Annotated in this window: 28 protein-coding genes; 16 read left to right on the top strand and 12 right to left on the bottom strand. The window is 70.9% G+C overall.

Annotated features, from left to right (window positions below):
- Positions 1–26: 26 nt before the first annotated feature.
- The 6 genes from ABD235_RS03905 to ABD235_RS03880 all read left to right on the top strand — a co-directional run bounded on the left by ABD235_RS03905 (position 27) and on the right by ABD235_RS03880 (position 7,276).
- Positions 27–638, top strand: coding sequence for a DUF4126 domain-containing protein (locus ABD235_RS03905; RefSeq protein ID WP_344169447.1), 612 nt, complete (start codon positions 27–29; stop codon positions 636–638).
- Positions 638–1,945, top strand: coding sequence for a phytoene desaturase family protein (locus tag ABD235_RS03900; protein ID WP_344169444.1), 1,308 nt, complete (start codon positions 638–640; stop codon positions 1,943–1,945). The genes ABD235_RS03905 and ABD235_RS03900 overlap by 1 nt, the downstream gene beginning before the upstream one ends.
- Before the next feature lie 108 nt (positions 1,946–2,053).
- On the top strand, positions 2,054–4,273 hold the full coding sequence (locus tag ABD235_RS03895) for a HelD family protein (RefSeq protein WP_344169442.1): 2,220 nt from the start codon (positions 2,054–2,056) through the stop codon (positions 4,271–4,273).
- Between the two features lie 70 nt (positions 4,274–4,343).
- On the top strand, positions 4,344–5,744 hold the full coding sequence (locus tag ABD235_RS03890; protein ID WP_344169439.1) for an alpha/beta hydrolase: 1,401 nt from the start codon (positions 4,344–4,346) through the stop codon (positions 5,742–5,744).
- Positions 5,745–5,790: 46 nt separating this feature from the next.
- Positions 5,791–6,630 carry a helix-turn-helix domain-containing protein gene (locus ABD235_RS03885; protein WP_344169436.1) on the top strand — a complete coding sequence of 280 codons (840 nt, stop codon included), beginning with the start codon at positions 5,791–5,793 and terminating at the stop codon, positions 6,628–6,630.
- A gap of 67 nt (positions 6,631–6,697) precedes the next feature.
- On the top strand, positions 6,698–7,276 hold the full coding sequence (locus ABD235_RS03880; RefSeq protein WP_344169433.1) for a dihydrofolate reductase family protein: 579 nt from the start codon (positions 6,698–6,700) through the stop codon (positions 7,274–7,276).
- Between the two features lies 1 nt (position 7,277).
- On the opposite strand, the gene ABD235_RS03875 is transcribed toward ABD235_RS03880, so the two are convergent.
- Genes ABD235_RS03875 through metF form a run of 3 tightly spaced genes read right to left on the bottom strand, consistent with a single transcriptional unit; the run spans position 7,278 to position 9,074 of the window.
- A complete protein-coding gene (locus tag ABD235_RS03875; RefSeq protein ID WP_344169430.1) occupies positions 7,278–7,589 on the bottom strand; it encodes a hypothetical protein in 312 nt (103 codons plus the stop codon).
- 7 nt (positions 7,590–7,596) lie between these two features.
- A complete protein-coding gene (locus ABD235_RS03870; protein ID WP_344169427.1) occupies positions 7,597–8,127 on the bottom strand; it encodes a SixA phosphatase family protein in 531 nt (176 codons plus the stop codon).
- A gap of 32 nt (positions 8,128–8,159) precedes the next feature.
- On the bottom strand, positions 8,160–9,074 hold the full coding sequence (gene metF / locus ABD235_RS03865; RefSeq protein ID WP_344169424.1) for a methylenetetrahydrofolate reductase [NAD(P)H]: 915 nt from the start codon (positions 9,072–9,074) through the stop codon (positions 8,160–8,162).
- A gap of 56 nt (positions 9,075–9,130) precedes the next feature.
- On the opposite strand from metF, the gene ABD235_RS03860 reads away from it, so the two are divergent.
- Positions 9,131–10,201: a polyprenyl synthetase family protein gene (locus ABD235_RS03860; protein ID WP_344169421.1), complete on the top strand. Its 1,071-nt coding sequence runs from the start codon at positions 9,131–9,133 to the stop codon at positions 10,199–10,201.
- On the opposite strand, the gene ABD235_RS03855 is transcribed toward ABD235_RS03860, so the two are convergent.
- Positions 10,196–10,615, bottom strand: a complete 420-nt coding sequence (locus ABD235_RS03855) for a helix-turn-helix domain-containing protein (protein ID WP_344169418.1) — start codon at positions 10,613–10,615, stop codon at positions 10,196–10,198. The two genes, ABD235_RS03860 and ABD235_RS03855, sit on opposite strands and share 6 nt — an antisense overlap.
- Positions 10,616–10,676: 61 nt before the next feature.
- Here ABD235_RS03855 and ABD235_RS03850 point away from each other — a divergent pair, with 61 nt between their 5' ends.
- Together ABD235_RS03850 and ABD235_RS03845 are read left to right on the top strand one after the other, a co-directional pair.
- Positions 10,677–11,024 carry a DUF4180 domain-containing protein gene (locus tag ABD235_RS03850; protein WP_344169415.1) on the top strand — a complete coding sequence of 116 codons (348 nt, stop codon included), beginning with the start codon at positions 10,677–10,679 and terminating at the stop codon, positions 11,022–11,024.
- A gap of 9 nt (positions 11,025–11,033) precedes the next feature.
- Complete coding sequence (locus ABD235_RS03845; RefSeq protein ID WP_344169412.1) at positions 11,034–11,741, top strand: YqjF family protein; 708 nt, start codon at positions 11,034–11,036, stop codon at positions 11,739–11,741.
- Here ABD235_RS03845 and ABD235_RS03840 read toward each other — a convergent pair.
- The 3 genes from ABD235_RS03840 to thiE are packed head-to-tail and all read right to left on the bottom strand — an operon-like array spanning position 11,719 to position 13,237.
- Positions 11,719–12,147, bottom strand: a complete 429-nt coding sequence (locus ABD235_RS03840) for a barstar family protein (protein ID WP_344169409.1) — start codon at positions 12,145–12,147, stop codon at positions 11,719–11,721. The genes ABD235_RS03845 and ABD235_RS03840 overlap by 23 nt on opposite strands.
- Positions 12,144–12,581 carry a guanyl-specific ribonuclease gene (locus ABD235_RS03835; RefSeq protein WP_344169406.1) on the bottom strand — a complete coding sequence of 146 codons (438 nt, stop codon included), beginning with the start codon at positions 12,579–12,581 and terminating at the stop codon, positions 12,144–12,146. The genes ABD235_RS03840 and ABD235_RS03835 overlap by 4 nt, the downstream gene beginning before the upstream one ends.
- Positions 12,581–13,237, bottom strand: coding sequence for a thiamine phosphate synthase (gene thiE, locus ABD235_RS03830; protein ID WP_344169403.1), 657 nt, complete (start codon positions 13,235–13,237; stop codon positions 12,581–12,583). The genes ABD235_RS03835 and thiE overlap by 1 nt, the downstream gene beginning before the upstream one ends.
- A gap of 43 nt (positions 13,238–13,280) precedes the next feature.
- Between thiE and thiO the strand changes: the two genes are divergently transcribed.
- From thiO to pknB, 5 genes are all read left to right on the top strand, one after another.
- A complete protein-coding gene (gene thiO / locus ABD235_RS03825) occupies positions 13,281–14,468 on the top strand; it encodes a glycine oxidase ThiO (RefSeq protein ID WP_344169400.1) in 1,188 nt (395 codons plus the stop codon).
- A complete protein-coding gene (thiS, locus tag ABD235_RS03820) occupies positions 14,465–14,677 on the top strand; it encodes a sulfur carrier protein ThiS (protein WP_344169397.1) in 213 nt (70 codons plus the stop codon). Before thiO ends, thiS begins: the two co-directional genes overlap by 4 nt.
- 9 nt (positions 14,678–14,686) lie before the next feature.
- Positions 14,687–15,463, top strand: coding sequence for a thiazole synthase (locus tag ABD235_RS03815; RefSeq protein WP_344169395.1), 777 nt, complete (start codon positions 14,687–14,689; stop codon positions 15,461–15,463).
- A gap of 218 nt (positions 15,464–15,681) precedes the next feature.
- Entirely contained in the window at positions 15,682–16,695 is a 1,014-nt protein-coding gene (locus ABD235_RS03810) for a LysM peptidoglycan-binding domain-containing protein (RefSeq protein ID WP_344169392.1), read from the top strand.
- 290 nt (positions 16,696–16,985) lie between these two features.
- On the top strand, positions 16,986–18,986 hold the full coding sequence (gene pknB, locus ABD235_RS03805) for a Stk1 family PASTA domain-containing Ser/Thr kinase (protein ID WP_344169389.1): 2,001 nt from the start codon (positions 16,986–16,988) through the stop codon (positions 18,984–18,986).
- Positions 18,987–18,992: 6 nt separating this feature from the next.
- Here the strand turns inward: pknB and ABD235_RS03800 are convergent, their stop codons facing one another.
- From ABD235_RS03800 to ABD235_RS03780, 5 genes are all read right to left on the bottom strand, one after another.
- A complete protein-coding gene (locus tag ABD235_RS03800) occupies positions 18,993–19,877 on the bottom strand; it encodes an RNA polymerase sigma-70 factor (protein ID WP_344169386.1) in 885 nt (294 codons plus the stop codon).
- A gap of 13 nt (positions 19,878–19,890) precedes the next feature.
- Positions 19,891–21,063, bottom strand: a complete 1,173-nt coding sequence (locus tag ABD235_RS03795; protein WP_344169383.1) for an NAD(P)/FAD-dependent oxidoreductase — start codon at positions 21,061–21,063, stop codon at positions 19,891–19,893.
- An 83-nt stretch (positions 21,064–21,146) separates the two neighbouring features.
- The gene (locus tag ABD235_RS03790) at positions 21,147–21,881 is read right to left on the bottom strand and encodes an alpha/beta fold hydrolase (protein WP_344169380.1); all 735 of its coding nucleotides are present in this window, start codon (positions 21,879–21,881) and stop codon (positions 21,147–21,149) included.
- The gene (locus ABD235_RS03785) at positions 21,881–22,699 is read right to left on the bottom strand and encodes a VOC family protein (protein WP_344169378.1); all 819 of its coding nucleotides are present in this window, start codon (positions 22,697–22,699) and stop codon (positions 21,881–21,883) included. Before ABD235_RS03785 ends, ABD235_RS03790 begins: the two co-directional genes overlap by 1 nt.
- Complete coding sequence (locus tag ABD235_RS03780) at positions 22,696–23,031, bottom strand: ArsR/SmtB family transcription factor (RefSeq protein WP_344169375.1); 336 nt, start codon at positions 23,029–23,031, stop codon at positions 22,696–22,698. The genes ABD235_RS03785 and ABD235_RS03780 overlap by 4 nt, the downstream gene beginning before the upstream one ends.
- A 93-nt stretch (positions 23,032–23,124) precedes the next feature.
- Here ABD235_RS03780 and ABD235_RS03775 point away from each other — a divergent pair, with 93 nt between their 5' ends.
- Together ABD235_RS03775 and ABD235_RS03770 are read left to right on the top strand one after the other, a co-directional pair.
- Positions 23,125–24,006 (top strand): DMT family transporter, encoded by an 882-nt coding sequence (locus tag ABD235_RS03775; RefSeq protein ID WP_344169373.1) that lies wholly within the window; start codon positions 23,125–23,127, stop codon positions 24,004–24,006.
- A 16-nt stretch (positions 24,007–24,022) separates the two neighbouring features.
- Positions 24,023–25,222 (top strand): glycoside hydrolase family 15 protein, encoded by a 1,200-nt coding sequence (locus ABD235_RS03770; protein ID WP_344169370.1) that lies wholly within the window; start codon positions 24,023–24,025, stop codon positions 25,220–25,222.
- Positions 25,223–25,248 lie beyond the last annotated feature (26 nt).

Raw genomic sequence — 25,248 nt, 5'->3', positions numbered from 1 at the left:
ACCGCGATCGAGTACGGAGCAACAGTATGGAAGCGCTGCCGTTGGCCTTCACGTCGGGCTGGGCGAGCGGGATCAACGCGTACGCCTGCGTGCTGGTCCTCGGGCTGCTCGGCCGCTTCGCCGACGTCGACGACGTCCCGACGGCGCTGACCTCCAACGGCGTCCTGATCGCCGCCGGAGCGCTGTTCCTGGTCGAGTTCGTCACCGACAAGATCCCGTACGTCGACTCCGCCTGGGACACGATCTCGACGCTGATCCGGCCCACGGTCGGTGCGATCATCGCGGCCCTGATGGCCGGCCAGGCGAGCAGCCTCGAGCAGGCGTTCGTCGCCACCACCGGCGGCGTCGTCGCGCTGGTCTCGCACCTGGTGAAGTCGAGCCTGCGGCTGGCGATCAACACCTCCCCCGAACCCGTCACCAACATCGCCGCCTCCTCCGGCGAGGACGTCGCCGTGCTCGGCGTCGTCTCGCTGGCGGCCTTCCACCCGACCGCCGCGCTGATCGTCGCGGCGGTGCTGCTGGTGATCGGCCTGATCGGCGTCTACCTCGCCCTGCGCGCGATCCGGCGCGGCCTCGCCAGATTCCGGGCCTGGCGCGACCAACGAAGCAATCCAGCGACTGGGAGCACCACCCTCTGATGTCCCGCGTGATCGTCATCGGGGCCGGCCTCGCCGGTCTCGCCACTGCAGTCCGCCTGGCCAAGCTCGGCCACCAGGTCACCCTGTGCGAAGCCGAGGACCGTCTGGGCGGCGCACTCGGCCGCGTCGAGGCCGACGGCTTCAGCTGGGACGCAGGTGCCGCCAGTACGACGCTGCCGGCCGCCCTGCGCGACCTGTTCCGCAAGTCGGGCCGCCCGATCGAGAGCCTGGTCCAGCTCGACCCGGTCACCACACCGCGCCGGCACCTGTTCGGCGACGGCTCGGTGCTGGACTTCCCAGTCGGCGACCGCGCGGCCCAACTGGAGACCTGGACCGACCTGGCCGGCGAGAAGACCGCCCAGGCCTGGACCGATCTGGTCGACTCCTACGGCGAGACCTGGCAGATCCTCCGCAAGACCTCGCTCGAGCCGCCGCTGATGGACCGGCTGCCGCTGCCCGCCATCCGCGGGCTGAAGCCGTGGCAGTCGCTGGAGCGGGTCGCCGAGCGTCACCTGGACGACGACCGGGCACGCGCCGTACTGCGGTACTACGCGACCCAGCACGGGTCGGAGGCCCGGTTCACGCCCGGGTACGTCGGCGTCTGGTCGTACCTGGAGCGCACGTTCGGGCGCTGGACCGTGGCCGGTGGTTTCGCCGCGGTGGCCGACGCCCTGGCGCAGCGGGCGGTCGAGCGCAAGATCGACGTCCGGACCAGGGCCGAGGTGGCCGCTGTCACCAGCAAGGACGGTGCGGTGACCGGCGTCCGGCTGGCCGACGGGACCGAACTGCCGGCCGAGATCGTGGTCAGCGACATCGATCCGCGCATCCTCTACACCCAGCTGGTCAGTGACCCGGCCGCGAAGAAGGTGCGCAAGCAGGTCGAGCGCACTCACCAGGCCCAGGCGGCGTACGTCGTGCACCTCGGTCTGCGCGGCCCGGTGCCGGAGCTGCCGTTCGAGACGGTCCTGCACGGTACGCCGACAGTCACGGTCCGCACCGGCGGTACGGCGCCCGCCGGGCACACCGCCTGGTCGGTGCTGGTCCACGGCTACCCCACCGACGACGTGGTCGACCTGCTGGTCGCCCGCGGGCTGCACATCCGGGACAAGGTGGTCAGCCGCCAGACGTCGGCCTCCTGGTGGACCGGTGTGGCCTGGGAGGGCTACAGGACCGCGAGCCGCCGGGCGGGCAACGTGTCGCCGGTCAAGGGTCTGTACTGCGTCGGCGCGGGCGCCCACCCGGGCGGCGGCGTACCGGCCACGACGCTGGGTGCGGCGATCGTCGCGGACGCCGTCGGCAAGGCGTAAGCCGCCAACCAGACACCTCCCCTGGGGTCGCCGGGGTCCGCGCACTAAGATTGATCGTTCATGTGTTCCGTGTCGGGGGAAACTGCCCCGGCAGTAGAGAGGACCCCGGTGGACCAAACCCCCACGTCACCCGATCCCGAGTCGGTCGAGAGGGCTGAACTGGAGTTCGAGCAGCAGCACGTCGACCGGGTCTACGACCGGGTCGAGGCCGCTTCCCGATCGGCATCCCGGATCGCGGTCGAGGGTCATCAACGCGCCCAGGCGCAGAACGTCGGCCGGGTCCGCGAGGAGGAGCAGACCGGGCTGTACGAGCGGGACGTCCTGGTGTTCGCCGCGGCCCGGCGGATCGCCGAGCTGGACGCCGAGCACGAGGGCCTGGTGTTCGGCCGGCTCGACTCCGACGGTGGCGACGACCAGCCGCCGGCCGAGCACGCGGCCGACCTGGAGAGCCTGTACGTCGGCCGGATCGGCGTCCGCGACGCCGAGTACGAGCCGCTGGTGATCGACTGGCGGGCCCCCGCGGCCGAGCCGTTCTACCGCGCGACCTCGACCGACCGCCTCGGCGTCGTCCGGCGCCGCGTGCTGCGCAACAAGGGCGCCAAGATCATCGGCATCGAGGACGACCTGCTCGGTCCCGAGCGGGCGCCCGAGGACCTGCCGGTGATGGGTGAGGGCGCGCTGATGGCGTCGCTGTCACGGGCCCGGGGGCACACGATGCGCGACATCGTGGCGACCATCCAGGCCGAGCAGGACCAGGCGATCCGGGCCCCTGCCCGCGGCGTCACCGTGATCGGCGGTGGTCCGGGGACCGGCAAGACCGTCGTCGCGCTGCACCGCGCGGCGTACCTGCTGTACTCCGACCGGCGCCGATTCGAGCGCGGGGGCGTGCTCGTGGTCGGTCCGTCGGCCGCCTTCATGGCCTACATCGAGCGCGTGCTGCCCAGCCTCGGCGAGAACACGGTCTCCCTGCGCGCGGTCGGCGAGCTCGTCGACGGCGTCCGGGCGACGGCGATCGACGAGGCCGACGTGGCCGCGATCAAGGGCTCGCTGCGGATGCAGGGCCTGTTGTCGCGCGCCGCGCGCGACCGGGTGCCGGACGCGCCGACGACACTGCGCGTCTTCGTCGGCGGCGGCACGGTCGAGCTGGACGCGAACCAGCTCGACAACGTCCGCCGCAACGCCCTGCGCCGGACGCCACGCAACCGCGCCGCGGCCGAGGCCCGCAAGGGACTCGTGGCCGCGTTGTGGAGCCGCTTCCCCGAGGACCTGCGCAACGGCGTGTACGCCGACCGCGAGTCGTTCGGTGACCAGGTCACCGACCTGCCGGCGTTCCGGACCTTCTTCGCGGCCTGGTGGCCGGTGCTCACGCCGCAGACCGTGCTGCGCTGGCTCGGTGACGCGCGACGGCTGACCCGCTGGGCGCGGCACGACCTGACGCCGGCCGAGATCGAGACGCTCGCGGCCGGGATCAGCGGCACGGACGAGATCACCGTCGCCGACGTCGCGCTGCTCGACGAGCTGACCCACCTGCTCGGCCGGGCGCCGGTGCCCGAGGCGGGCAAGGACGAGGAGTTCGACTGGCTGGAAGGCCTGTCGGACGGCGTCAACGAGGTGCTCACGACGTCGGAGCGCCGGGCCCGCGCGGCCGCGGCGGCCGAGGCCGACGAGCCCGAGGAGTACGCGCACGTCCTCGTCGACGAGGCGCAGGACCTGTCGCCGATGCAGTGGCGGATGGTCACGCGGCGCGGTCCGCAGGCCAGCTGGACGATCGTCGGCGACCCGGCGCAGAGCTCGTGGCCGGACCCGGACGAGGCCCGGACGGCGATGGAGACGATGCTGTCGCACCTGCAGCGGCACACGTTCCGGCTGTCCACCAACTACCGGAACTCGGCCGAGATCTACGCGTTCGCCGGTGAGGTGATCCGGCAGCAGATCCCGGACGCCGACCTGCCGGACGCCGTCCGCCGTACCGGTGTCGAGCCGGAGCACCGGATCTTCGACGCCGGCAAGGTCGCCGAGGCCTCGGCCGACGCGGCCGCCGAGCTGCTCGACCTGGTCGAGGGCACGGTCGGCGTGATCGTGCCGCCGAAGCTGCGGCCGGCCGTCGACGCGGTGCTTGCCGAGCTCAACGATCCCCGGATCGCCACGCTCACCCCACTGGAGTCCAAGGGCCTCGAGTACGACGCGGTGGTGGTGGTGGAGCCGGACCGGATCGTCAGCGATACCCTCGGTGGCGTCCGCGCGTTGTACGTCGTCCTGACCCGTGCCACCCAGCGGATGATCACGATCAACAGCACGACCCACTGGCTGCCCGCCCGCGCCTCCTGACAGGAAGGTAGTTGGGCGCTTGACGAACGGCCTCGTACGGGGAGTGGCGTTCCTTGCCACGTTGGCATCTTTGGCAGTTCTGGTCGCCGGGCAGTCCGGCCCGGCGACCGCGACGACACTGAAGTGGGGTGCCTGCCCGGACGGCGTCCCGCGACAAGTTGCCTGTAGCAAGCTTCGGGTGCCGTTGGACTACGCGAAACCCGACGGCCGGCAGATCACGCTGACGCTGTCCGCGATCGGCAGCCTGAGCGCGAAGCACTTCCTGCTGGTCAACCCGGGCGGTCCGGGAGCGTCCGGGCTCGGCACCGAGCAACTGGTGTCCGCGGCGCTGCCGGAGGCGGTGGCCGAGCAGTACGCCGTGTTCAGTTTCGACCCGCGTGGGGTCGGCCAGAGCAGCCCGGTGGACTGCGGCGATCTGTCGGACCTGACACCGCATCCCGCGCTCCCCTACCGTCCGGCCAACCAGGCCCAAGAGCAGCAGCGGATCTCGCTGGCCCAGCAGGTCGCCGCGCGTTGCGGCGCCAAGGCCAAGGACCTGCTTCCCCACATCACCACCGAGAACGCCGCCCGCGACATGGATCGGATCAGGATCGCGCTCGGCCGGGACAAGCTCGACTACCTCGGCTACTCGTACGGGACCAAGCTCGGCGCGACGTACGCGACGCTGTTCCCGCAGCACACCGGACGGATGATCCTCGACAGCGTCGTCGACCCGATGGTCAGCACCTACCGGACGGCGTACGAGCAGAACCCGGCGCTGCAGAAGCGGGCTCAGCAGCTGTTCACCTGGACGGCGGCGCGGGAGAGCACCTATCACTTGGGCAAGACGCGGCTCGCGGTCGCGGCGGTGTACGACCAGGTGCACCGCGCGCTGGCAGCCAAGCCCGCGGGCGGCCGGGCGGGTGGCGCGGAGCTCGACGACCTGCTCGCGTCGAGCATGTACATCGACGACTCGTGGGACGGCCTGGTGCGGGCGATCGCCGACTACCGCAAGGGCAATCCGGACACTCTGCTCGCCGCCACCGACCAGTTGGCGTCGCAGTCGGTCGACCCGGGTCAGCTCGCGTACAACTGCATGGACCGCGGCTGGCCGCGCACCTGGCGCCACTGGCACAACGACACCGCCGCGTCGAACGCGAGCGCCCCGCTGTTCGCCTGGCTCAACACTTGGTACGGCGCGCCCTGCGCTTTCTGGCCGGTCGGTCCGGCGCGCGAAGTGCGGATCGGGTCCGTCGACGTCCCGCCGATCCTGCTGCTGCAGGGCAAGCACGACGCCGCGACCCCCGCGATCGGCGCGCTGCGCATGCGTCAGGCGCTCAAGGGCTCGCGGCTGCTCGTGGACGGCGGCGGCAACCACGCGTCGTACCTGTTCGAGAAGAACCCGTGCAGGGACAAGCGCGCCGAGCAGTACCTGCTGACCGGCGAACTGCCGTCGGACGGTCTGTGCCCGGCGCCGACTTCCGAGGGATGACCGTCCGGGGGTGCGGTTGCCGGCGGTTGTCGGCGATGCTGTGGGCGTGGAGTACGTGTCCAGAGTGCCGCGGCCGCCGCTCGACGGGCTGATCGACGACCTCTACTACCTGGAGGGTCCGCCGCCGTACGCCCGGCTGACGCTGCCGCCGGCGCCGTCGGCGTTGCTCATCGTCAACCTCGGGCCGCCGTTCCGCATCCGCGGCGGCACCGATCTCGAGACGACCGAGTACGCCGACGGCTGCGTGGTCACGATGCCCACCCGCGCCTGGGACTTCAGCTATCCGCTCCGGACCCGGTCCGTCGGCGCGCACCTCAAGCCGTGGGGCCTGGCGCCGTTCCTGCCGATGCCCGCGGCCGAACTGTGTGACCGGCCGGTGACGATCGAGCAGGTGTGGGGCCGGCGCGCCGTTGCCGAGCTGCGGGAAAAGCTGGCCACGGCGTACGGACCGCAGGAGATGCTCACGCTGCTCGAGGACGAGCTGATGCGACGGCTGCGCGAGACCGCCGGCCTGGGGCTGGTCCGCCACACGAGCAGCCTCATCGCGACGACCGCCGGCACGGCGGCGATCGGCGACCTGAGCGAGGCGGCCGGGGTCAGCAGCACCCACCTGGCCCAGCGGTTCAAGGAGCTCGTCGGCCTCACGCCGAAGCGGCTGGCCCGCACCTACCGCTTCACCACCACCGTGATGGCGATCGACCCCGCCGGACCGGTCGACTGGGGCGACGTCGCCGCCCGCGCGGGGTACTTCGACCAGGCCCACTTCGGGCACGAGTTCCGGGCGTTCACCGGGCTCACGCCGACCCGGTACGTCGAAGTCCGGCGCCGGTTCCTGCGCGAACATCCCGGCCACACGCTCGAGGGCTGGCCGCTGCCGGCCGATTGATTTCTTACAAGAGCGCCGGCTCACGGCCCGCTAGTTTGTGGACACACCCCAAGCAGAGGAGAGCCCCGTGGGCAAGGTGGTCATGTACGCCTCGGTGTCCGTCGACGGTTTCGTCGCGGACGAGAACGACCAGCCCGGACCGCTGTTCGACTGGTTGACCAGCGGCGACGTCCCGCTGGACGACAGCGGCGTGGTGAAGGTGTCGCAGGTGTCCCACGACTACACCCGGGCGTACTGGGACCAGATCGGCGTGACCATCGCCGGCCGCCACGTCTTCGACCTCACCGACGGCTGGGACGGAAAGCCTCCGGCCGGCATCGACCACGTGGTCGTCGTCACGCACCGCCCGGCGCCCGAGGGCTGGGACCCCGAGGCGCCGTTCCACTTCGTCGACGGCGTCGAGGCAGCCGTCGCCAAGGCGCAGGAGCTTGCCGGTGACCGCATCGTCGAGGTCGCCGCCGGCAACGTCGGTGGTCAGGCACTCGCCGCGGGCCTGGTCGACGAGGTCCGCATGGACGTCGTACCGGCTGTGCTCGGCACCGGCAAACGCTACTTCGGCGCAGTCGACGCGCAGCACCTGCTGGAAGACCCCGAAGTCCTCCAAGGCAACCGAGTCCTCCACCTGCGCTATCAAGTACGCCGCTAGCTCAGACGGGATCCGTGAACGAGACCGGCTTGCCCGTCGCGCGGGCATAAGCGATCTCCCGGCGCGTGGACTCGCCGAGGTACCCACCAGGGTTGACGATCAGCACCCGGTCAGCCAGGTCGATCTTGCGCAGGTGAAGCTCGCCCAACGCGGCCTTCTGCTCGTCGGTGATCAGCTGGTCGTCGGCGCGCGGGAACACGCCGGGCGCGACGACGATCGCCCCCGCGAACGTCAGCTCACGGTTCGCCGCCTGCATCTCGTCCACGAACCGGGCAGAGCCACAGACACAGACGACCTCAGGTCGATCGGGCACGTCTCTTCTACCCGCGCGGGACGACGTACGAGACCAGATCGCAGTCGTCGGGGGCGAGGTCGGACCAGTGGGTGGTGTGGCGGAGGACGGTGAGGCCGCAGGTCGGGTACTTCTTGGTCAGCTCGACCCGTTCGGGGCTGGTGCCGTCGAGGGCGAGCTGGTCGGCGAGCCACGGGATGCCGGGAGCGTGCCCGATCAGGATCACCGTGCGCGCGTCGGGCGACGCTTCCTGGACGACGTCCAGCAGGCCGTCGGTGTCGGCGTTGTAGATCCGCCGGTCGAACCACAGGTCGGTCGTCGTGGCGCCGGCCTGGGCGGCGTACTCCCAGGTCTCCGTGGTACGGATCGACGGCGAGCACAGGACCAGGTCGGCTTCGATGCCCTGGGCAACCAAGTAGCGTCCGGCCGCGGCCGCGTCGGCCCGGCCGCGCTCGGCCAGCGGCCGGTCGAGGTCGGCCATCGTCTCCGGCGGCACCGCCTTCGCGTGCCGCAGCAGCACCAGCGTGCGATCGATCAGCAGGTCACTCGGGTCAGCCATCTGCAAACCCTAGCCGCCGGGACGCCCGCGGGTCAGACCGTGGTGCCCTGGAGGTTCAGGTAGACCTGACGGGTCGCGGTCGAGCGGTTGAGGGTGATGAAGTGGATGCCCGGAGCCCCACCGGTCAGCAGTTCGTCGCACAGCTCGCTGGCGATCTCGATACCGACTGCCCGTACGGCGGCCGGGTCGTCCTCGACGGCGTGCAGCCGGTCGGTGACGGCCGTCGGCAGGGCCATGCCCGTCAGCTCGGCCATCCGGTGGATCTGCTTGATGTTCGTCACCGGCATGATGCCGGGCAGGATCGGGATGTCGCAGCCCAGCGCCGAGGCGCGCTCGACCAGCTGGAAGTAGTCGTCGGCGCCGAAGAACATCTGGGTGATCGCGTAGTCCGCACCGGCCTTGGCCTTCTCGGCCAGCACCCGCGCATCGAAGTCGAGGTCGGCCGCTTCCGGGTGCTTGTCGGGGAACGCCGCGACGCCGACGCAGAAGTCGCCGAGCGTGCGCACCAGCTCGACCAGCTCGATCGCGTGGTTCAGGCCCTCGGGGTGCGCGACCCACGGCTGGCGCGGGCCGCCCGGCGGGTCGCCGCGCAGGGCCAGCACGTTGCGGATCCCGGCGCCGGCGTACGCGCCGATCACCGAGCGCAGCTCGTCACGGGAGTGCGCGACCGCGGTCAGGTGACCCAGCGGCGTCAGCGAGGTGTCCTGCGCGACCCGCTCGGTGACCCGGATCGTGCCGTCGCGCGTCGTGCCGCCCGCGCCGTACGTGATCGAGACGAACGACGGGCGCAGCTTCTCGATCTCGCGGATCGAGCGCCACAGGACCTCTTCGGCCTCCGGGGTCTTCGGCGGGAAGAACTCGAACGAGAAGGACCGGTCGCCCGTCGCGAGCAGTTCGCGAATCGTCGGCGTGCTGCCGGGAAGCGTCGAGGGGAAACCGTTGGCCATCCTGCAAGCCTACCGGGGAGTGGGCCGCACCGGGGCGACCGGCTAACCTCCGAGACGTGCATGCCGACGCAGACATCCCGACCGAGATCCAGCGCACGCTGACCGCGTTCCTGGACGTCCAGGAACAGCGGCTGGCCGAGCTCGGCCCCGAACTGGCCGAGCAGGTCCAGGCCGCGCGGGACGCGACCAGCGGCGGGAAGCGGCTGCGGCCGGCGTTCTGCTACTGGGGCTTCCGGGCCGCCGGCGGCGACCCGGAGCGGCCGATCCTGTCGGCCGCGGCGAGCCTGGAGATGCTCCACGTGAGCGCGCTGGTGCACGACGACGTGATGGACTCGTCCGACACCCGTCGGGGCGCGCCGGCTGCGCACAAGCGGTTCGAGGCGCTGCAGCGGGCGCGGTCCGAGGCGAGCGGCGTCGGCGGGGACCCGGTCAGCTTCGGCGTCGGCGCGGCGATCCTGCTCGGCGACCTGTGCCTGATCTGGGCCGACGAGATGCTGCACACGTCGGGCTTCGACGCGGCCGCACTGGCGCGTGCCTCGAAGTTCTTCGACGCCGTACGGGTGGAGGTGACCGCGGGTCAGTATCTGGACCTCGTCGCGCAGGCCAGTGGCGCGTCGGACCTGGACCTGGCGCTGCGCGTCCTGCGGTACAAGGCGGCGACGTACACGGTCGAGCGGCCGTTGCACATCGGCGCCGCGCTCGGCGGCGCGGACCAGCACCTGATCGACTCGCTGTCGGCGTACGGACTGCCGCTGGGTGAGGCGTTCCAGCTGCGGGACGACCTGCTCGGGGTGTTCGGCGACCCGGCGGTGACCGGGAAGCCGGCCGGGGACGACCTGCGCGAGGGGAAGCGGACCGTGCTGGTCGCGCACGCCGTCGACCACGCGTCGCCGGTGCAGCTGGCCGAGTTCGAGCGACTGTTCGGACGGCCCGACCTGGACGACGACGAGATCCAGCTGCTGCGGGAGATCCTGCAGGACAGCCGGTCGGTGCAGGCCTGCGAGGACCTGATCAGCGAGCGTACGGCGGAGGCGATGGAAGCCCTCGACCGCTCGCCGATCCAGGACGAGGCCTCCCGCAAGGCTCTGGCCGACCTCGCGATCGCGGCGACCTCGCGGCACCTATGAGCTGACGATTACGTCGATCAGCCGCAGGACGTCCGCGGTGACGTCCAGGTCACCCAGGATGATGATCTTCAGCACCCCGCGCGTCTCGTCGTAGGCGAGCTCGACCCGCAGCCGGCCCATACCCTCCTGGTTGATCGACGCGGTCACGTACGTCGTGATCCGGTCCGCGCCCGCCCGGTCGACGCCGTCGATCTGGACGATGCTCGACACCTCGGCGTGCCGGGTCGCGGAGACCGCGCCCGGCGCGACCATCGACGTCCCGGTGAACGCCTCCAGGTCCTCCCGGGTGATCCGGTACTGCTTCCCGATCCGGGTCGCCTTCAGCCGGCCGTCGCGCACGTAGTTCCGGATCGTGCGGACGTGCAGGCCCAGCTGCTCGGCGACCTGCTCGACGGAGTACAACTCCTGGCGCATCTGGCTTCCTTAGAATTCCCTATAGAGATGGCGATAAGGACTTATAGGGTAGTTTAGGGACATGATCGATCGGTCGACCTTCGTCAACGACAAGCCGCTGGGCTCCTTGCAGGACGCAATCGACCTGATCGGCGACGCGTCGTACTGGCACCAGGCGTCCTGGGTGGCAGTGCGGGTCGAGGATCTGCCCGAGGGGTTCTTCGTGCTGAGCAGCGGGGTGGCCGGGGAGATCGTGCAGAAGTTCGCGCAGTACGGGATGGGACTGGCGGTGGTCGGCGACGTCTCGTCGTACGAGGTGAGCAGTACGCCGTTCCGCGACTGGGTGCGGGAGAGCAACCGCGGCCGGCAGCTGTGGTTCGTCGCCGACGTCGAGGCGCTGGAGGAGAAGCGGCGGGAGACCGGGCGCTAGTTTGACCTCATGGCCGAACCTGTGGACGCACTGCCGCTGCCCCGGCCGCGGATCCTGCGACAGTCCTGGCTCGACCTGACCTTCGTCCACTGGGCGGTCGATCCGGAGTCGATCGCGCACTTCTATCCGGAAGGCACTCGGCCGGACACCTTCGAGGGCCGGGCGTACATCGGCCTGATCCCCTTCCGGATGGCCGCCACCGGCTTTGCGCGCGGTCCCGCACTGGTTCCCGACTTCCTCGAGACCAACATCCGGCTGTACTCCGTGGACGACACCGGACGCCGAGGAGTCCTCTTCCTCAGCCTCGACGCCAACCGCCGGGACGTGGTTGCCATCGCCCGCACGGTCTTCGGCCTCCCCTACCGCCACACCCCCATGGAGTACGAGGTCAGCGCGAGCATCCACACCTACCTCACCCAGCAGCCTCCGAGCCGGATCACCGTCCAGGTGGGTGAACCGATCGAGCCGGGCGAACTCGAACATTTCCTCACCGCTCGCTGGGGACTGCACGTGCGGCGAGCGGGCCGGATCTGGTACCTGCCGAACGAGCATCCCGCCTGGGAGCTGAGGTCGGCGGAACTCCTGGAGCTGGAGGTCGGCAGCCTGCTGACCTCCGTCGGGCTTCCCGACCTCAGCGTCGAACCACCTGACCACGTCGCGTACAGCCCCGGCGTACGGTCGTACTTCGGGCTGCCTAGAGGATCGGCAGGTCGCTGACCAGCTCGGGCGCGTCCTCGGCCTCGCGGAGGAAGACGCGAAGCTGGCCCGACTCCGACGAGTCCTCGGAGAAGATCTGCAGGGCGACGTCGACCGTGTCGTGGTCGTGGTCGAGCAGCTCTCGCCAGCCGTCCCACAGGACGAGCTCCGGCTCGCCGGTCGAGCGGTCGCCGAGCGAGTCGGCCAGGGCGTCCCAGTTGCGGCCGAACCAGCGCGGCAGGTCGAAAGCCGTCGCGCAGACGTCCAGGAAGCCGGCCTTGTCGAGCACGCCCGTGGTGTCGAGGTGGACGAACCCCCACCCGGCATCGGTCACTCGCCGGGCCACCTGTTCGGCACTCAGCGAAGAGCGCCAGCGGTAGACGCCCGGCCGGAGTCCGGCGTCCAGCAGCGCGCGCAGCTCAGTCATCGGTTGGTCCCCCCGTCCGCCGCGACCCGGCGGAACGACTTGTAGTGATCGTCGGTGTAATAACGCTCGCCGCCCTTCCCGGTCACGATCCGCCGCGCGCCGCGGTCCTTCTCACCCGGCGTCTTCACGGTGTACTCGCGGTAGTACCCACGGTCCTGCTGGGGCAGGATCTTCTCGAAGTTCCCGAACGTCACGCCGTCGCGGCTGTACGGGTACGGCCCGCCCTGGTCGATCAGCGCGAGCGTCTGCTGCGCCTCCTTCGGCAGGTCGTCGACCGCGACGAAGATCAGCCCGCTGTCCGGGTCCTTCGACGGCTCACCAGAAGCCTTGCCGTCGGAGGCCCCGCACCCGAACAGCGACGCCGCCAGCGTGACCACCAGCATCGCGACCACGACGGCGGCGACGATCCGCGCCGCCTTCGGGTTGTTCATCATCAGGCGCTCCGCAGCCGCCGTACGAACTCACCGGCCGCCGCGGCCGGGTCGTCGGCCTCGGTGATCGCCCGTACGACGACCACGCGCCGCGCGCCCGCCTCGATCACCTCGTCGAGCCGCTCCAGGTCGATCCCGCCGATCGCGAACCACGGCTTGGCCTGCTGCCGGCTGGCGGCGTACGAGACGAGCTCCAGCCCGGCCGCGGTCCGGCCCGGCTTGGTCGGGGTCTCCCAGGTCGGGCCGACGCAGAAGTAGTCCGAGCCGGTCTCGGCGACCGCGGCGTTGACCTGGCTGAACGTGTGCGTGGAGCGCCCGACGATCACGTCCGGGCCGGTGATCGCGCGGGCGTGCGGCACCGGCAGGTCGCGCTGGCCCAGGTGCAGGACGTCGGCGCCCGCGGCGTACGCGATGTCGGCCCGGTCGTTCACGGCGAGCAGCTTGCCGTGCCGCTTGCAGGCGTCGGCGAAGACCTCCAGCGCGGCGAGCTCGTCGGCGGCCTCCATCTCCTTCTGCCGGAGCTGGACGATGTCGACACCCCCGCTCAGGGCGGCGTCGAGGAACTGTTCGAGGTCGCCCTGCTTCGGCCTGGCGTCGGTGCACAGGTACAGCCGGGCGGCGTCGAGTCGGTCGCGGAGTGGCGCGGTGTGCTCAGTCACAAGGCAAAGCCTGCCATGTGTATACCAAAGTAGGGTGAGGCCCATGAACGAGTCGAGGTCCGGGGTCGTGGTGATCGGCGGCGGACTGATCGGTTTGTCCACCGCCTGGCGACTCGCTGCAGACGGTATCCCGGTGACGGTATGTGATCCGACACCCGGCAGTCGGACATCCTCGGTCGCGGCGGGCATGCTCGCCCCGGTCACCGAGGTCGAGTACGGCGAGGACGCGCTGCTCGCGCTGAACCTGGCCAGCAACGCTGCCTGGCCGGCGTTCGCCGAGGAGCTGGAGGCCCTCACCGGCCTCCCGGCCGGTCTGCACCGCACCGGCACGCTCTCGGTCGCGTACGACGCCGACGACGCGGCCGCGATCCGCCGCCTCGCGGAGTACCAGCGCCGCCTCGGCCTCGACGTCGAGGAGCTCACCGGCCGCGAGACCCGCAAACGCGAGCCCCTGCTGGCCGCCGGGGTGGCCGGCGGGGTCTGGGTTCCTGGCGACCACTCCGTGAACAACCGCCAGACCGTCGCCGCCCTGCTGCGCGCGGTCGAACTGTCCGGCGTGACGCTCGTCAAACAATCGGTCAGCCGGATCCTGGTCGACGGGAAGCAAGCTGTCGGCGTCGAGCTGGACAACGGCGACACCATCCGCGCCGAGCACGTCATCGCGGCCGCGGGCCCCTGGACCGCACAGCTCAACGGCATCCCTGACGAGCTGCGCCCACCCGTCCGCCCGCTCAAGGGCGAGATCCTGCGTCTGCGCGTCCCCGAGGCGTACCGGCCCGCCTTGCGGCACACCGTACGAGCCACAGCTCGCGGCTTCTCCGTCTACCTGGTCCCCCGCCCGGACGGCGAGCTGGTGGTCGGCGCGACGACGTCCGAGCTCGGCTACGACACCCGGGTCCTGGCGGGCGGCGTGTTCACGCTGCTGCGGGACGCCCGGATGGTTCTGCCGATCACGGACGAGCTGGAGCTGGTGGAGACCGTCGCCGGCCTGAGGCCCGCGACTCCGGACAACGCTCCCGTGCTGGGCGCGTCGGGGCTCGACGGACTGCTCTGGGCGACCGGTCACTACCGCAACGGCGTACTGCTGACGCCGATCACCGCGCAGGTGATCGCCGAGACCGTGCGGACCGGCGTACTGCCGAAGCTGGCGGAGCCGTTCCTGGCGGATCGCTTCTCACGGGGCGACCGGGCGCACGGCGGCGCCCAGGAAGTGCCTAAGGTGATGGGGTGAGTGAGGTCATGAACGTGCTGGTGAACGGTTCCACCGAACAGATCGACGCCGGGACGACCGTCGCCGACGTGGTGGACCGGTGGGCCCGCAGCCCGATCGGGGTCGCGGTGGCGGTCAACGAAGCGGTGGTGACCAAGACCGAGTGGTCCGGGACGACGCTGGCCGAAGGCGACCGGGTGGAGATCGTCACCGCGGTTCAAGGCGGTTGAGGAGGAACCATGAGTGACGACAGCTTGGTGATCGCCGGACGTGAGTACACGTCCCGGTTGGTGATGGGCACCGGCGGCGCGCCCAGCCTCGAGGTGCTGGAGGAGGCGCTGATCGCGTCCGGCACGCAGCTGACCACCGTCGCGCTGCGGCGGCTCGACCCGAGCCAGCAGGGTTCGGTGCTCGACGTACTGCGCAAGCACGACATCGCCGTCCTGCCGAACACCGCGGGCTGTTTCACCGCGGGTGAGGCCGTGCTCACCGCGCGTCTCGCCCGGGAGGCCCTGGAGACCGACCTGGTCAAGCTCGAGGTCGTCGCCGACGACCACACGTTGCTGCCCGATCCGGTCGAGCTGCTGGACGCCGCGGAAACCCTTGCGGCGGACGGCTTCCAGGTCCTGGCCTACACCAACGACGACCCGATCCTGGCCCGCCGGCTGGAGCAGGTCGGTTGTGCCGCGGTGATGCCGCTCGGCGCGCCCATCGGTTCGGGCCTCGGGATCCGCAACCCGCACAACATCAGCATGATCGTCGAGGCCGCGAACGTCCCCGTCGTGCTGGACGCGGGCATCGGTACGGCGTCCGACGCGGCCCTCGCGATGGAGCTCGGGTGTCACGCAGTGTTACTGGCGACGGCCGTCACCCGGGCCGAGCGGCCTGCCCTGATGGCCGCCGCGATGCGCGACGCCGTGACCGCCGGGCGGAACGCGTTGCGGGCCGGGCGGATCCCCCGCCGGTACCACGCGGCCCAGGCCTCGTCGCCGCTCGAAGGCCGCGCCGCGCTGTAGTTCGCCGTACGGAAGGTCGATGCCTTCGGCACCAGTTGCCGGGGGCATCGGCTGCGTTCAAACCCCCAACCGGCGCGTCGATTGTGAACCACATCCATGTAGTTCAGGCGTCAACTGTAAACATTGCGTAACAGCCGTAACCCCTGCCCCGTCGGTCCCTGTTGTCACTTGAGTACCACCACTTACGGTCAAGGGACGTTGACACGGGGAGATGGATGATGACGAACACGAGCGCAACGGCGCCGGAGCCCGAGAACGACGTCCAGCCCGAACGACGCGACCGGCGGCGTACCGTCGTCAAGGTCCTCACCGGGATCGCGGTCCCGCTGATCGCGGCCGGGGTGATCACCGCCGGCTCGCCCGGACTCGGTCAGTACAAGGTCAAGCAGGGCGACACGCTGAGTCACATCGCGGCCCGGTACGGGACCACCGTCAAGACACTGGTCGCCCTGAACGAACTGCCCGGCAACGGCAACGCGATCTACGCCGGTGAGGTCCTCCAACTGCCCGGCGGTCCCAAGAAGCAGGCGCCGTCGGCGACGCCGGCGGGCCGTGGGCGGATCAAGTACGTCGTGAAGCCCGGCGACACGATCGGCGGCATCGCCCGGCGGTACCACGTCAGCCAGGCGTACCTGCTGTCGGTGAACGCGATGCGGCGCAGCGACAAGATCTTCGTCGGCAAGGCGATCCTGGTCCCGGTTCCGGTGCCGAAGGCAACGCCGCCGAAGAAGAAGCGCAACGACACCTTCGCCGGCCGCAAGTACGCCGACCACGTGGTCGATGCCGCCGACCAGAACCGCGCGACGCTGAAGAACCGCAAGCTGCCCAGCCGCGGCCAGATCCGCTCGATGATCATCACCACCTCGAAGCGGTACGGCGTCGACCCGGAGCTGGCGCTGGCGATCTCCTGGCAGGAGTCGGGCTGGAAGCAGCGGGTGGTCTCGCCGGCCAACGCGATCGGCGCGATGCAGGTGATCCCGTCGACCGGGCGGTACGCCTCCGGCATCGTCGGCCGCAAGCTCGACCTGCTGAAACCGCAGGACAACATCACGGCGGGCGTCGTCCTGCTGGAGATGCTGACCGGCGCGGCCAAGCTCGACATCGCGGTCGCCGGCTACTACCAGGGCCTCGGCGGCGTCCGGCGCAACGGCATGTACGCCGACACCAAGCAGTACGTGAAGAGCGTCCTGCAGATCAAGACCCGCCTCGAGAGCGGGTGGAACCCCGCCTGATCCGGGCACCGGAGTGAACGCTCCGGAGGGTGACGAACGGCGGCCCCGGCGCGGCGGTAAAGCTGCGCTGGGGCCACTTATTTACACTCTCAAGTGCCCCATGTCGGTGATTGTCTGAGTGATTGCGGTGGTCAGGTGCGTGCATCGCGGTGCTGGACGGGCGTCCTCGATGCGGAGCATCGTGGATGCTCGGCCAGTGCCGCGAGGTGCGTGCCTGGGCGCCGCAAGCGCCAGAGAATCACCGACATGGGGCACTAGGCAGACAGGCATCGAGAGGCGGCTCACCGCACGTGACGGACGACGTAGACACCCAGGTCGGCGACCGCCTGGTCGGGCGGGTGCTCGACGGGCGGTACCGCGTCGGTGCGCGCGTGGCCAAGGGCGGGATGGCGACCGTCTACGAGGCGCTCGACATGCGGCTGGACCGGGTCGTCGCGCTCAAGGTGATGCACCTCGGGATGGGTGACGACGCCGAGTTCGGCCGCCGGTTCGTCGCCGAGGCCCGGGCCGCGGCGAAGCTCTCGCACCCGAACGTCGTCGCCGTCTTCGACCAGGGCGAGGACGACGGCACGCTGTTCCTCGCGATGGAGTACGTCCCCGGCCGCACGCTGCGCGACGTCGTCCGCGAGCACGGCCCGCTGTCCCCCGCGCGGGCGCTCGACCTGCTGATGCCGGTGCTGTCCGCGCTGTCCGCGGCCCACGACGCCGGCATCGTGCACCGCGACATCAAGCCCGAGAACGTCCTGATCTCACACGACGGCACGGTCAAGGTCGCCGACTTCGGGCTGGCCCGGGCGGTCACCACGACCGGCCAGACCGCGACGCAGGGCCTGCTGATGGGCACGGTCTCCTACCTCGCGCCCGAGCTCGTCACCGACGGCAGCGCGGACGCCCGCTCGGACGTCTACTCGTCCGGCATCCTGCTGTACGAGCTGCTCACCGGCGCCAAGCCGCACACCGGCGAGACCCCGATCCAGGTCGCGTACGCGCACGTCCACGCCGACGTCCCGGCGCCCTCGTTGCTCGAGCCGGGCATTCCGCCGTACGTCGACGCGCTGGTCCAGCGGGCCACGGCTCGCGATCGGGATCTGCGCCCGGCCGACGCGCGGGTGCTGAGCCGCCAGGTCCGGCGGGTGCGCAGCGCGCTGGAGGAAGGCCTGCCGGACGATCCCGAGCTGACCGGCGACCTGACCGTGCCGCTGCAGGCCATGCGGCAGGAGACCGAGTGGGACGACGACGGCTACACCCGCGGCAACGGGTACGTCGAGCACACCCCCGTACGGCGGCTCGAGCCCACCAACGGCCGGCGCCACGAACCGCTGCGGCGACCTGAGCCCCGGCACAACGACACGATCGTCGTGCCGCGCGACCCCGCGTCCTCGTCCCGGGTCGGCCCGGCCGGCCCGCGCAAGGGCCGCGGCCTGGTCGCGCTGATCGCCGTACTGGCCCTCGCGATCGGCGTCGGCACGGCCGGTTGGTACTACGGCATCCACCGCTACACCGAGACACCGCTGCTGCTGAACCTCAGCGCCGCGGACGCCTCCGCCAAGGCCGGCGAGGTCGGGCTGAGAACGACGATCGCCAACCAGGACTTCTCCGAGGACGTGCCGCGCGGCCAGGTGATGGGGACCAGTCCCGCGCCCGGCGACCGGATCCGCAAGGAGGGCGAGGTCGGCCTGACCGTCTCCAAGGGCCCGGAGCGCTACCGCGTTCCGCAGTTGAAGGGTCTCGACCAGGAGGCCGCGAAGCTCGCGCTGGACGCGATCCGCCTCGTCGTCGGCCGGACCACGACCACCTACAACGAGACCGTGCCGGCCGGCAAGGTGATCGCCTTCACGCCGAAGCTCAACACCGTGATGAAGCCGGGCAACACGGTCAACCTCTGGGTCAGCCTCGGCCGCCGCCCGATCACGGTGCCCGACCTGACCGGCAAGCCGTTCAACGACGCCAGGAGTACGCTGCGCAAGGCCGGCTTCGTGGTCGAGCGGACCGACGCCTACGACGCGAAGGTGCCGGCCGGGTCGGTGATCTCCCAGACGCCGAACAACGGCACCCTGTACGCCAAGGACAAGGTGCAGGTCGTGGTCTCCAAGGGCCCGCCGCTGGTCGAGGTCCCGAACGTCCGCCGCAAGGGCCTGGCCGAGGCGCAGAAGATCCTCACCGAGGCGGGCTTCAAGGTGAAGGTCGAGCAGGCGCCGTTCCACCTCGGCCTGAACCTGGTGGCCGGGCAGAACCCGGCCGCCGGTCAGCAGGCCCAGCCCGGTACGACGATCATCGTCACGATCGTCTGAGGCCGCTCAGCGCAGCGTGAACGTCGTCTCGGCGCCCAGGCGGGACAGCTTCTCGGGGTTGCGCACGTAGTACAGGCCGGTGACCATCGCGCCCTCGATCCGGAACACCATCACGCCGTCCAGCTCGTCGTCGAGGTGGGCCAGCAGGGCCGGGTTCCCGTTGACCACGGTCGGGCTGAGGGTCAGCTTGGCGTCGACCTTGCCCAGGCCGCCGGTCATCAGCCGCATCACCCGGTCGGCGCCGACGATCGGGCGGAGCGCGGCCTGCTTGACGCCGCCGCCGTCACCGATCAGGACGATGTCGGGGGCCATCACGTCGAGCAGACCCTGCAGGTCGCCGGTGGCGATCGCGCGCTGGAACTTCTCCAGCACCACCCTGGTCTGCTTCGCCGAGACCGCCTCGCGCGGCCGCCGCGCGTCGACGTGCTTGCGGGCGCGGTGCGCGATCTGGCGGACCGCGTCGGGCGTCTTGTCGACGGCGTCCGCGATCTCGTCGTACCCGACGCCGAACACCTCGCGCAGCACGAACACCGCGCGCTCGGTCGGCGCCAGCGTCTCCAGCACCAGCATCAGCGCCATCGACAGGCTCTCGGCCAGCTCCACGTCCTCGGCCACGTCCGGTGCCGTCAGCAACGGTTCCGGCAGCCACGGACCGACGTACGCCTCCTTGCGGCGCTTCATCGTGCGCAGCCGGTTGAGCGCCTGCCGGGTGGTGATCCGGACCAGGTACGCGCGCTCGTCACGCACCTGCTCGAGGTCGACGCCGACCCAGCGCAGCCACGTCTCCTGCAGCACGTCCTCCGCATCGGCGGCCGAGCCGAGCATCTCGTAGGCGACGGTGAAGAGCAGGTTGCGGTGAGCAACGAACACCTCGGTGGCCCGGTCGGTCATCGATCTCTCCCTCTCACGCCTGGCGGGTGGCGACCCGGACGCTGCTCACCAGTTGCGGGCGCTTGCCGTCCTTCATCCACCACTTCATCACACGAGGGTGGCGTCCTTCGGTCCTGAGCTGCCAGACGGTGCTCTTGCAGATCATCTCCTTGACCATCGCACCGAACCGGCCGCGCAGGTGCAGGCTGATCGCCACGTCGTTGCGGTGCGCGAACTGGAAGATGCCGATGTCGCGGCCGAGGCTGATGCACTGCCCGGCGAACCCGACGCCGACGTCGGCCGGCTTCTTGCCGGCGATCCGGCTGAGCACGGTCTCGGCGGCCTGCGGGCCGAGCTGGACCGCGGACTGGCAGCCCATCCGGAACGGCAGGCCGGACGGCGCGGCCGAGTCGCCGGCCGCGACGATGCGGTCGTCGTCCACGCTGGTCAGCGTCTCGTCGGTGAGCAGCCGGCCCAGCGCGTCGGTGGTCAGTCCGCTGCGCGCCGCCAGATCCGGTACGCCGAACCCGGCGGTCCAGATCGTCAGGTCGCTCGGCAGCTCCCGTCCGTCGGCGAGCCGAACGGCCTCGCGCGTCACGGCGGTCACCGTCGTACCGGGGCCTTCGACAACGTTCACGCCGAGCTTGTCCAGCCGCGCGGCGACGGTACGACGGCCGCTCGGGTGCAGGTACGGGCCGAGCTCGCCGCCGCACACCAGCGTGACCAGGCGACCCGCCTCGGCCAGCTCGGCCGCGGTCTCGATCCCGGCCGGCCCGGCGCCGACCACGGTCACCGTCTCGGCGTCGGTGACCAGCGGTCGCAGCCGCTCGGCCTCCTCGAGGGAGTTGAGCGGGTAGGCGAACTCGAGCCCCGGCACCTGCCGGGCGTCGGTTCCGCTGCCCACGGCGTACACGAGGTAGTCGTAGGAAACGGTCGTCCCGGACGCCAGCGTCACCGTGCGGTCGGCCGCGTCGATCCGGTCGGCGGCGTCGACCACCAGCCGCACTCCGTCGGCCAGCACGTGGTCGTAGTCGACGACCGCGTCGTCCGACCCGCCGACCAGCTGGTGCAGGCGGATCCGCTCGACGAAGGTCGCCCGCGGGTTGATCAAGGTGACCGCCACGTCCGCCCGCTTGGTCAGCCGGTTGGCCGCCATCACTCCGGCGTACCCGCCACCGATCACCACGGCCTCGATCTGCTTGATCATCGTCTCGTCTCCGTTCCCTGGGGGTTCGGCCTCAAGACACCATCTGCTCAGCGGTTGTGACATCGCATGACGCAGATCACGTTCTAGTGCAGGCTCAGCCAGTCGTCGAGGGTCGCGGTGAACCGCCCGGCCGCCGATCGGTGCAGGTCGTGGCCCGCTCCCTCGAACTCGTCGTACCGGGCGCCGGGGATCGCGTCGGCCAGCTCCTTCACCAGGTACGGCGGGCAGAACACGTCGTCGCTGCCGGCGATCAGCAAGGCCGGGCACCGGATGCTCGCCGCGTGAGCCCTGGCCACGTCCCCACCTCGTGCCGCGATCCCCCGCAGCGCCGTCGCCCAGTTGCGCGCCATCGCCCGCGCGGTCAGGACGCCGTACGCCTCGGCGAGATAGGCCGCGAGCGGCAGCAGTTCGTGGACGGGCTCGTCGATCAGGCGTTCCAGCTGGTCGAACGTCGGGCCGGCGGCCGGCTCGACGACACGGCCGGCCGCACCCCAGGTGACGACCGACAGCACGCGCGCGGGATCGAGCGCCGCCATCAGCAGGGCGACCTCTCCCCCGTCGCTGAAGCCGACCAGGTGGACCGCGGCGATGCCGAGCTCGTCGAGCAGGGCGAGGAAGGTTCGAGCGTCCTCGGCGTAGAAGTCCACCGAGTACTCCCGCGGCTGTGGCTGGGACCGGCCCGAGCCGGGCAGGTCGGCAGCGACGACGCGGAAGCCCTCGCTCAGTTCTCCACGCAACCAACCGAACTCGGCGATGCTTCCGGCCCAGCCGGGCAAGAGTAGGACGGCGTCGCCGCGGCCGGTGTCCTCGTAGTGCATCAGGCCATCGTGGGGCGAGCCTGGGCGAAGGTCCAGTGGTGCCCCTCCAGGTCCAGGGTCTCGTAGCGACGGTAGCCGTGCTGATGGATCTCGGAGACGATCTTGGCGCCCTGCTCGGTACTGCGGGCGAAGTGGGCGTCCAGGTCGTCGACGTACACCCACAGGCCGTGGTCGAGCCGCGGGGCGCCGCGGTCCTTCAGCTTGAACAGGATCAGCGCGGAGTTGCCGATGTGCAGCTCCAGCCAGGGCGCGCGTTCGCCTTCGGCGGGGACGCGGTCCCAGGAGTCGAGGCCGAAGACGTCGCTCAGCCAACGCGCGGCGGCGGCCGGGTCCTCGTAGTACAGGGCCATGCTGATCCGGTCGAGGTCCCGCGTCGTCCGCGGTGCGGAGTCGCGGCGGTCGATCCAGGCCGGCAGCCAGCCGATCACGTTCGGCCACATGTAGAAGGCTTGCTGACCGCCCGGCAGCAGGACCTGCTCGACGGTCACCCGCGTCCCGGTGTCGATGGCCTCGAAGCCGATCGTGGTCTCGGTGTCGTCGACGGAACTGCGGTAGCCCAGCCGCGCGCCCGGCTCCCAGACCGTGATCCGGCCAAGCTCGAGCGCGTCCTCGACCGTGCCCTCCGCGCCGACCTGGTAGATCTCCAGGATCCGGCCGCCGACGCCGGGCTCGATCCGCATCTCGATCGCCCGGGCGGAGTCGAAGAAGTTGATCGGTCCGCGCACCCACCACAGGTCGATCTCGTCGGTGAAGACCTTGAACGCGGTCTCCGGATCGGTGGCGACCTCGACGGTCGCGGCCGCGGACTGCTTCGTCATGACGTCCCCTTGTCCTCGACGTGCCTCTTGAACGCGCCCAGATTCTCCTGCCAGTGCGCCTGCACCTGATCGAGCCAGGCCTGTACGGCGACCACCGGCTCGGGCCGCAGCCGGAACACCCGCACGCGGGCGTCCTCGGCGACCCGCTCGTCGGTGACCAGTCCGGCCGACAGCAGGATCCGCAGGTGCCGGCTCATCGCCGGTGACGAGACGCCGGTCGCGGCGGCCAGCCGACCGGCCCGCTGCGGGCCCTCGCCGAGCAGTCGCACCACCTGCCGCCGGGTGGGGTCCGCCAGGACCTCGAAGAACCGGTCGACCTGATCGTTCACCATGCCGCAATAGTTCTCGTATCTGTTAACTATTGTCAAGAGCGAGCAGCAGCTGGCGTTTTGGTCGCCCTGTCAGGTGTCTGCTTAGCTTTGCTCGTGAATCGCTCGCGCCTCGCCGTGATCGCTCTGCTCGCGGTGGCCGCGGCCTGGGGATCCACGTTCTTCCTGACCAAGGACCTGCTCGACCGGATGGACGTCGCCGACTACCTGGCGCTGCGTTTCCTGATCGCCGCGGTCGCGCTGATCGCGATCCATCCGCCGGCGATCGCCCGGCTCAGCCGGCTCGACCGCGGTCGCGGCGTGGCCCTCGGCGTCACGTACGGCATCGCGCAGCTGGTCCAGACGGAGGGCCTGCGGCACACGTCGGCAAGCGTCTCCGGCTTCGTCACCGGCATGTACGTCGTGTTCACGCCGCTCCTGGCCGCGGTCATCCTGCGGCACAAGATCGGCCGCTGGGCCTGGATCGCCGTCGTCCTGGCGACGATCGGCCTCGGTGTCCTGTCGCTGCGCGACTTCAGCCTCGGGACCGGCGAGCTGCTGACGCTGGCCTCGGCCGCCCTGTACGCGCTGCACATCATCGGCCTCGGCGCCTGGTCGACGCCGTCGAACGCGTTCGGCCTGTCGGCGCTGCAGATGGTCGTGATCACCGTGGTGTGCGCGATCGGCGCGATCCCCGGCGGGTTCACGCTGCCCTCCGGCGGCGCCGACTGGATCCGGGTCGTCTACATGGCCCTGATCGCGGGCGCGCTCGCGCTGATCGTCCAGACCTGGGCGCAGGCGCACCTGACGCCGACGCGCGCGGCGATCGCGATGACGATGGAACCGGTCTTCGCGTCGGCGTTCGCCGTACTGTTCGGGTCGGAGAGCGTGACGGCGCGGATGCTGGTCGGCGGCGCGCTGGTGATGTCGGCGATGTACCTGGTCGAACTGGCGCCACGCCGCAAGATCGAGGCCGAGGTCCAGCACCTCGCCCAGTAGCCGGAGGAGGCTGGTGATGCGGGACGACAGCGCGCGACGCGTCCGGTGGTTCCCGGCCGCCGTCATCGGCGTGCTGCTGGCGATCCTCGCCTCCGCCACCGTCTCCAACCTGGACCGCAACCCCCAGCCGCAACTCGTCGCCGACGGCGTCCCCGGCCGGCCGTTGCCACCAGCAACCACCAGTACGCCGTACGCCGAACTCGTCCGGCACGCGCTCGCCGACCTCGACGCGCTGACCCTCCCGAACGGCGCGACGCTGGCGGGCAACGACGGACCCTGGCGGTTCGTCTGGCCGCGGGACGCGTCGTTCGTCGCCGCGGCGCGCTGCTCGCTCGGCCAGTACGACGAAGCCGGCCGCGTCCTCGCGTTCCTCGACCGGGTCCGCCCGAAGGCCGGGCGGTGGGAAGCGCGCTACTTCGCCGAGACCGGCGGCGTCCCGGCCGACGGCCGCGAGGCACAGCTGGACGGCTCCGGCTGGGTGCTCTGGGCCACGTGGTTCTGCGACCGCGACCTCAGCCGGTACTGGCCGATGGTGAAGGAGTCCGCCGACCAGATCGTCGCCGAACTCGGACCGGACGGCCTTCCCGCGCCGTCCCCCGACTACTGGGAACGCGAGGAGTCCGAGGTGACGCTCGGCACGGTCGCTCCCCTCCTCACCGGACTGCGCGCCGGTCTCGCGATCGCCCGCAAGCTCGACCGGGCGGCGGATGCCGAGCGCTGGCAGGCCGGCTTCGATCGGTTGTCCAAGGCAACAGTTCGGCACTTCGGACCGGACTACCCCCGAACTCCGGCCCGCGCGGCCGGCGTCTGGGAAGGCATGACGACCGGCATCGGCGGCAGCGCGGACGCGATCGTCACCGTCCTCGGCCCGCCGTTCGCTCCCCCCGACGCCGGGCTCGACCAGGTGATCGACCGGACGCGGAAGGTCCTCACCCAGCCCAACGGCGGCGTCACCCCCGGCGAGCAGTGGCGGGCCGACGGCGTCGCCTGGACGCCGCAGACCGCGCTCTTCGCGCTCAGTGCCGCCGCCCGCGGCGACCGAGCGACGGCCGATGAACTGCTGACCTGGCTCGACACGCACCGCACGCCGAGCGGAGCCCTGCCGGAGAAGGTCAACCGCGACGTCCAGCCGGCCGGCGAAGCACCGCTCGGCTGGACCTCAGCCCTGGTCGTCCTCACCGTCGCCGCCCTGGACCGCCCCCTCGCACATCCCTGAAGCGCAGCTTTGTGCACGGGCCAGTC

Source organism: Kribbella lupini, assembly GCF_039529595.1.
In the GTDB taxonomy this organism is placed as follows: Bacteria; Actinomycetota; Actinomycetes; order Propionibacteriales; family Kribbellaceae; genus Kribbella; species Kribbella lupini.
This window is presented reverse-complemented; position numbering and strand designations above follow the sequence as displayed.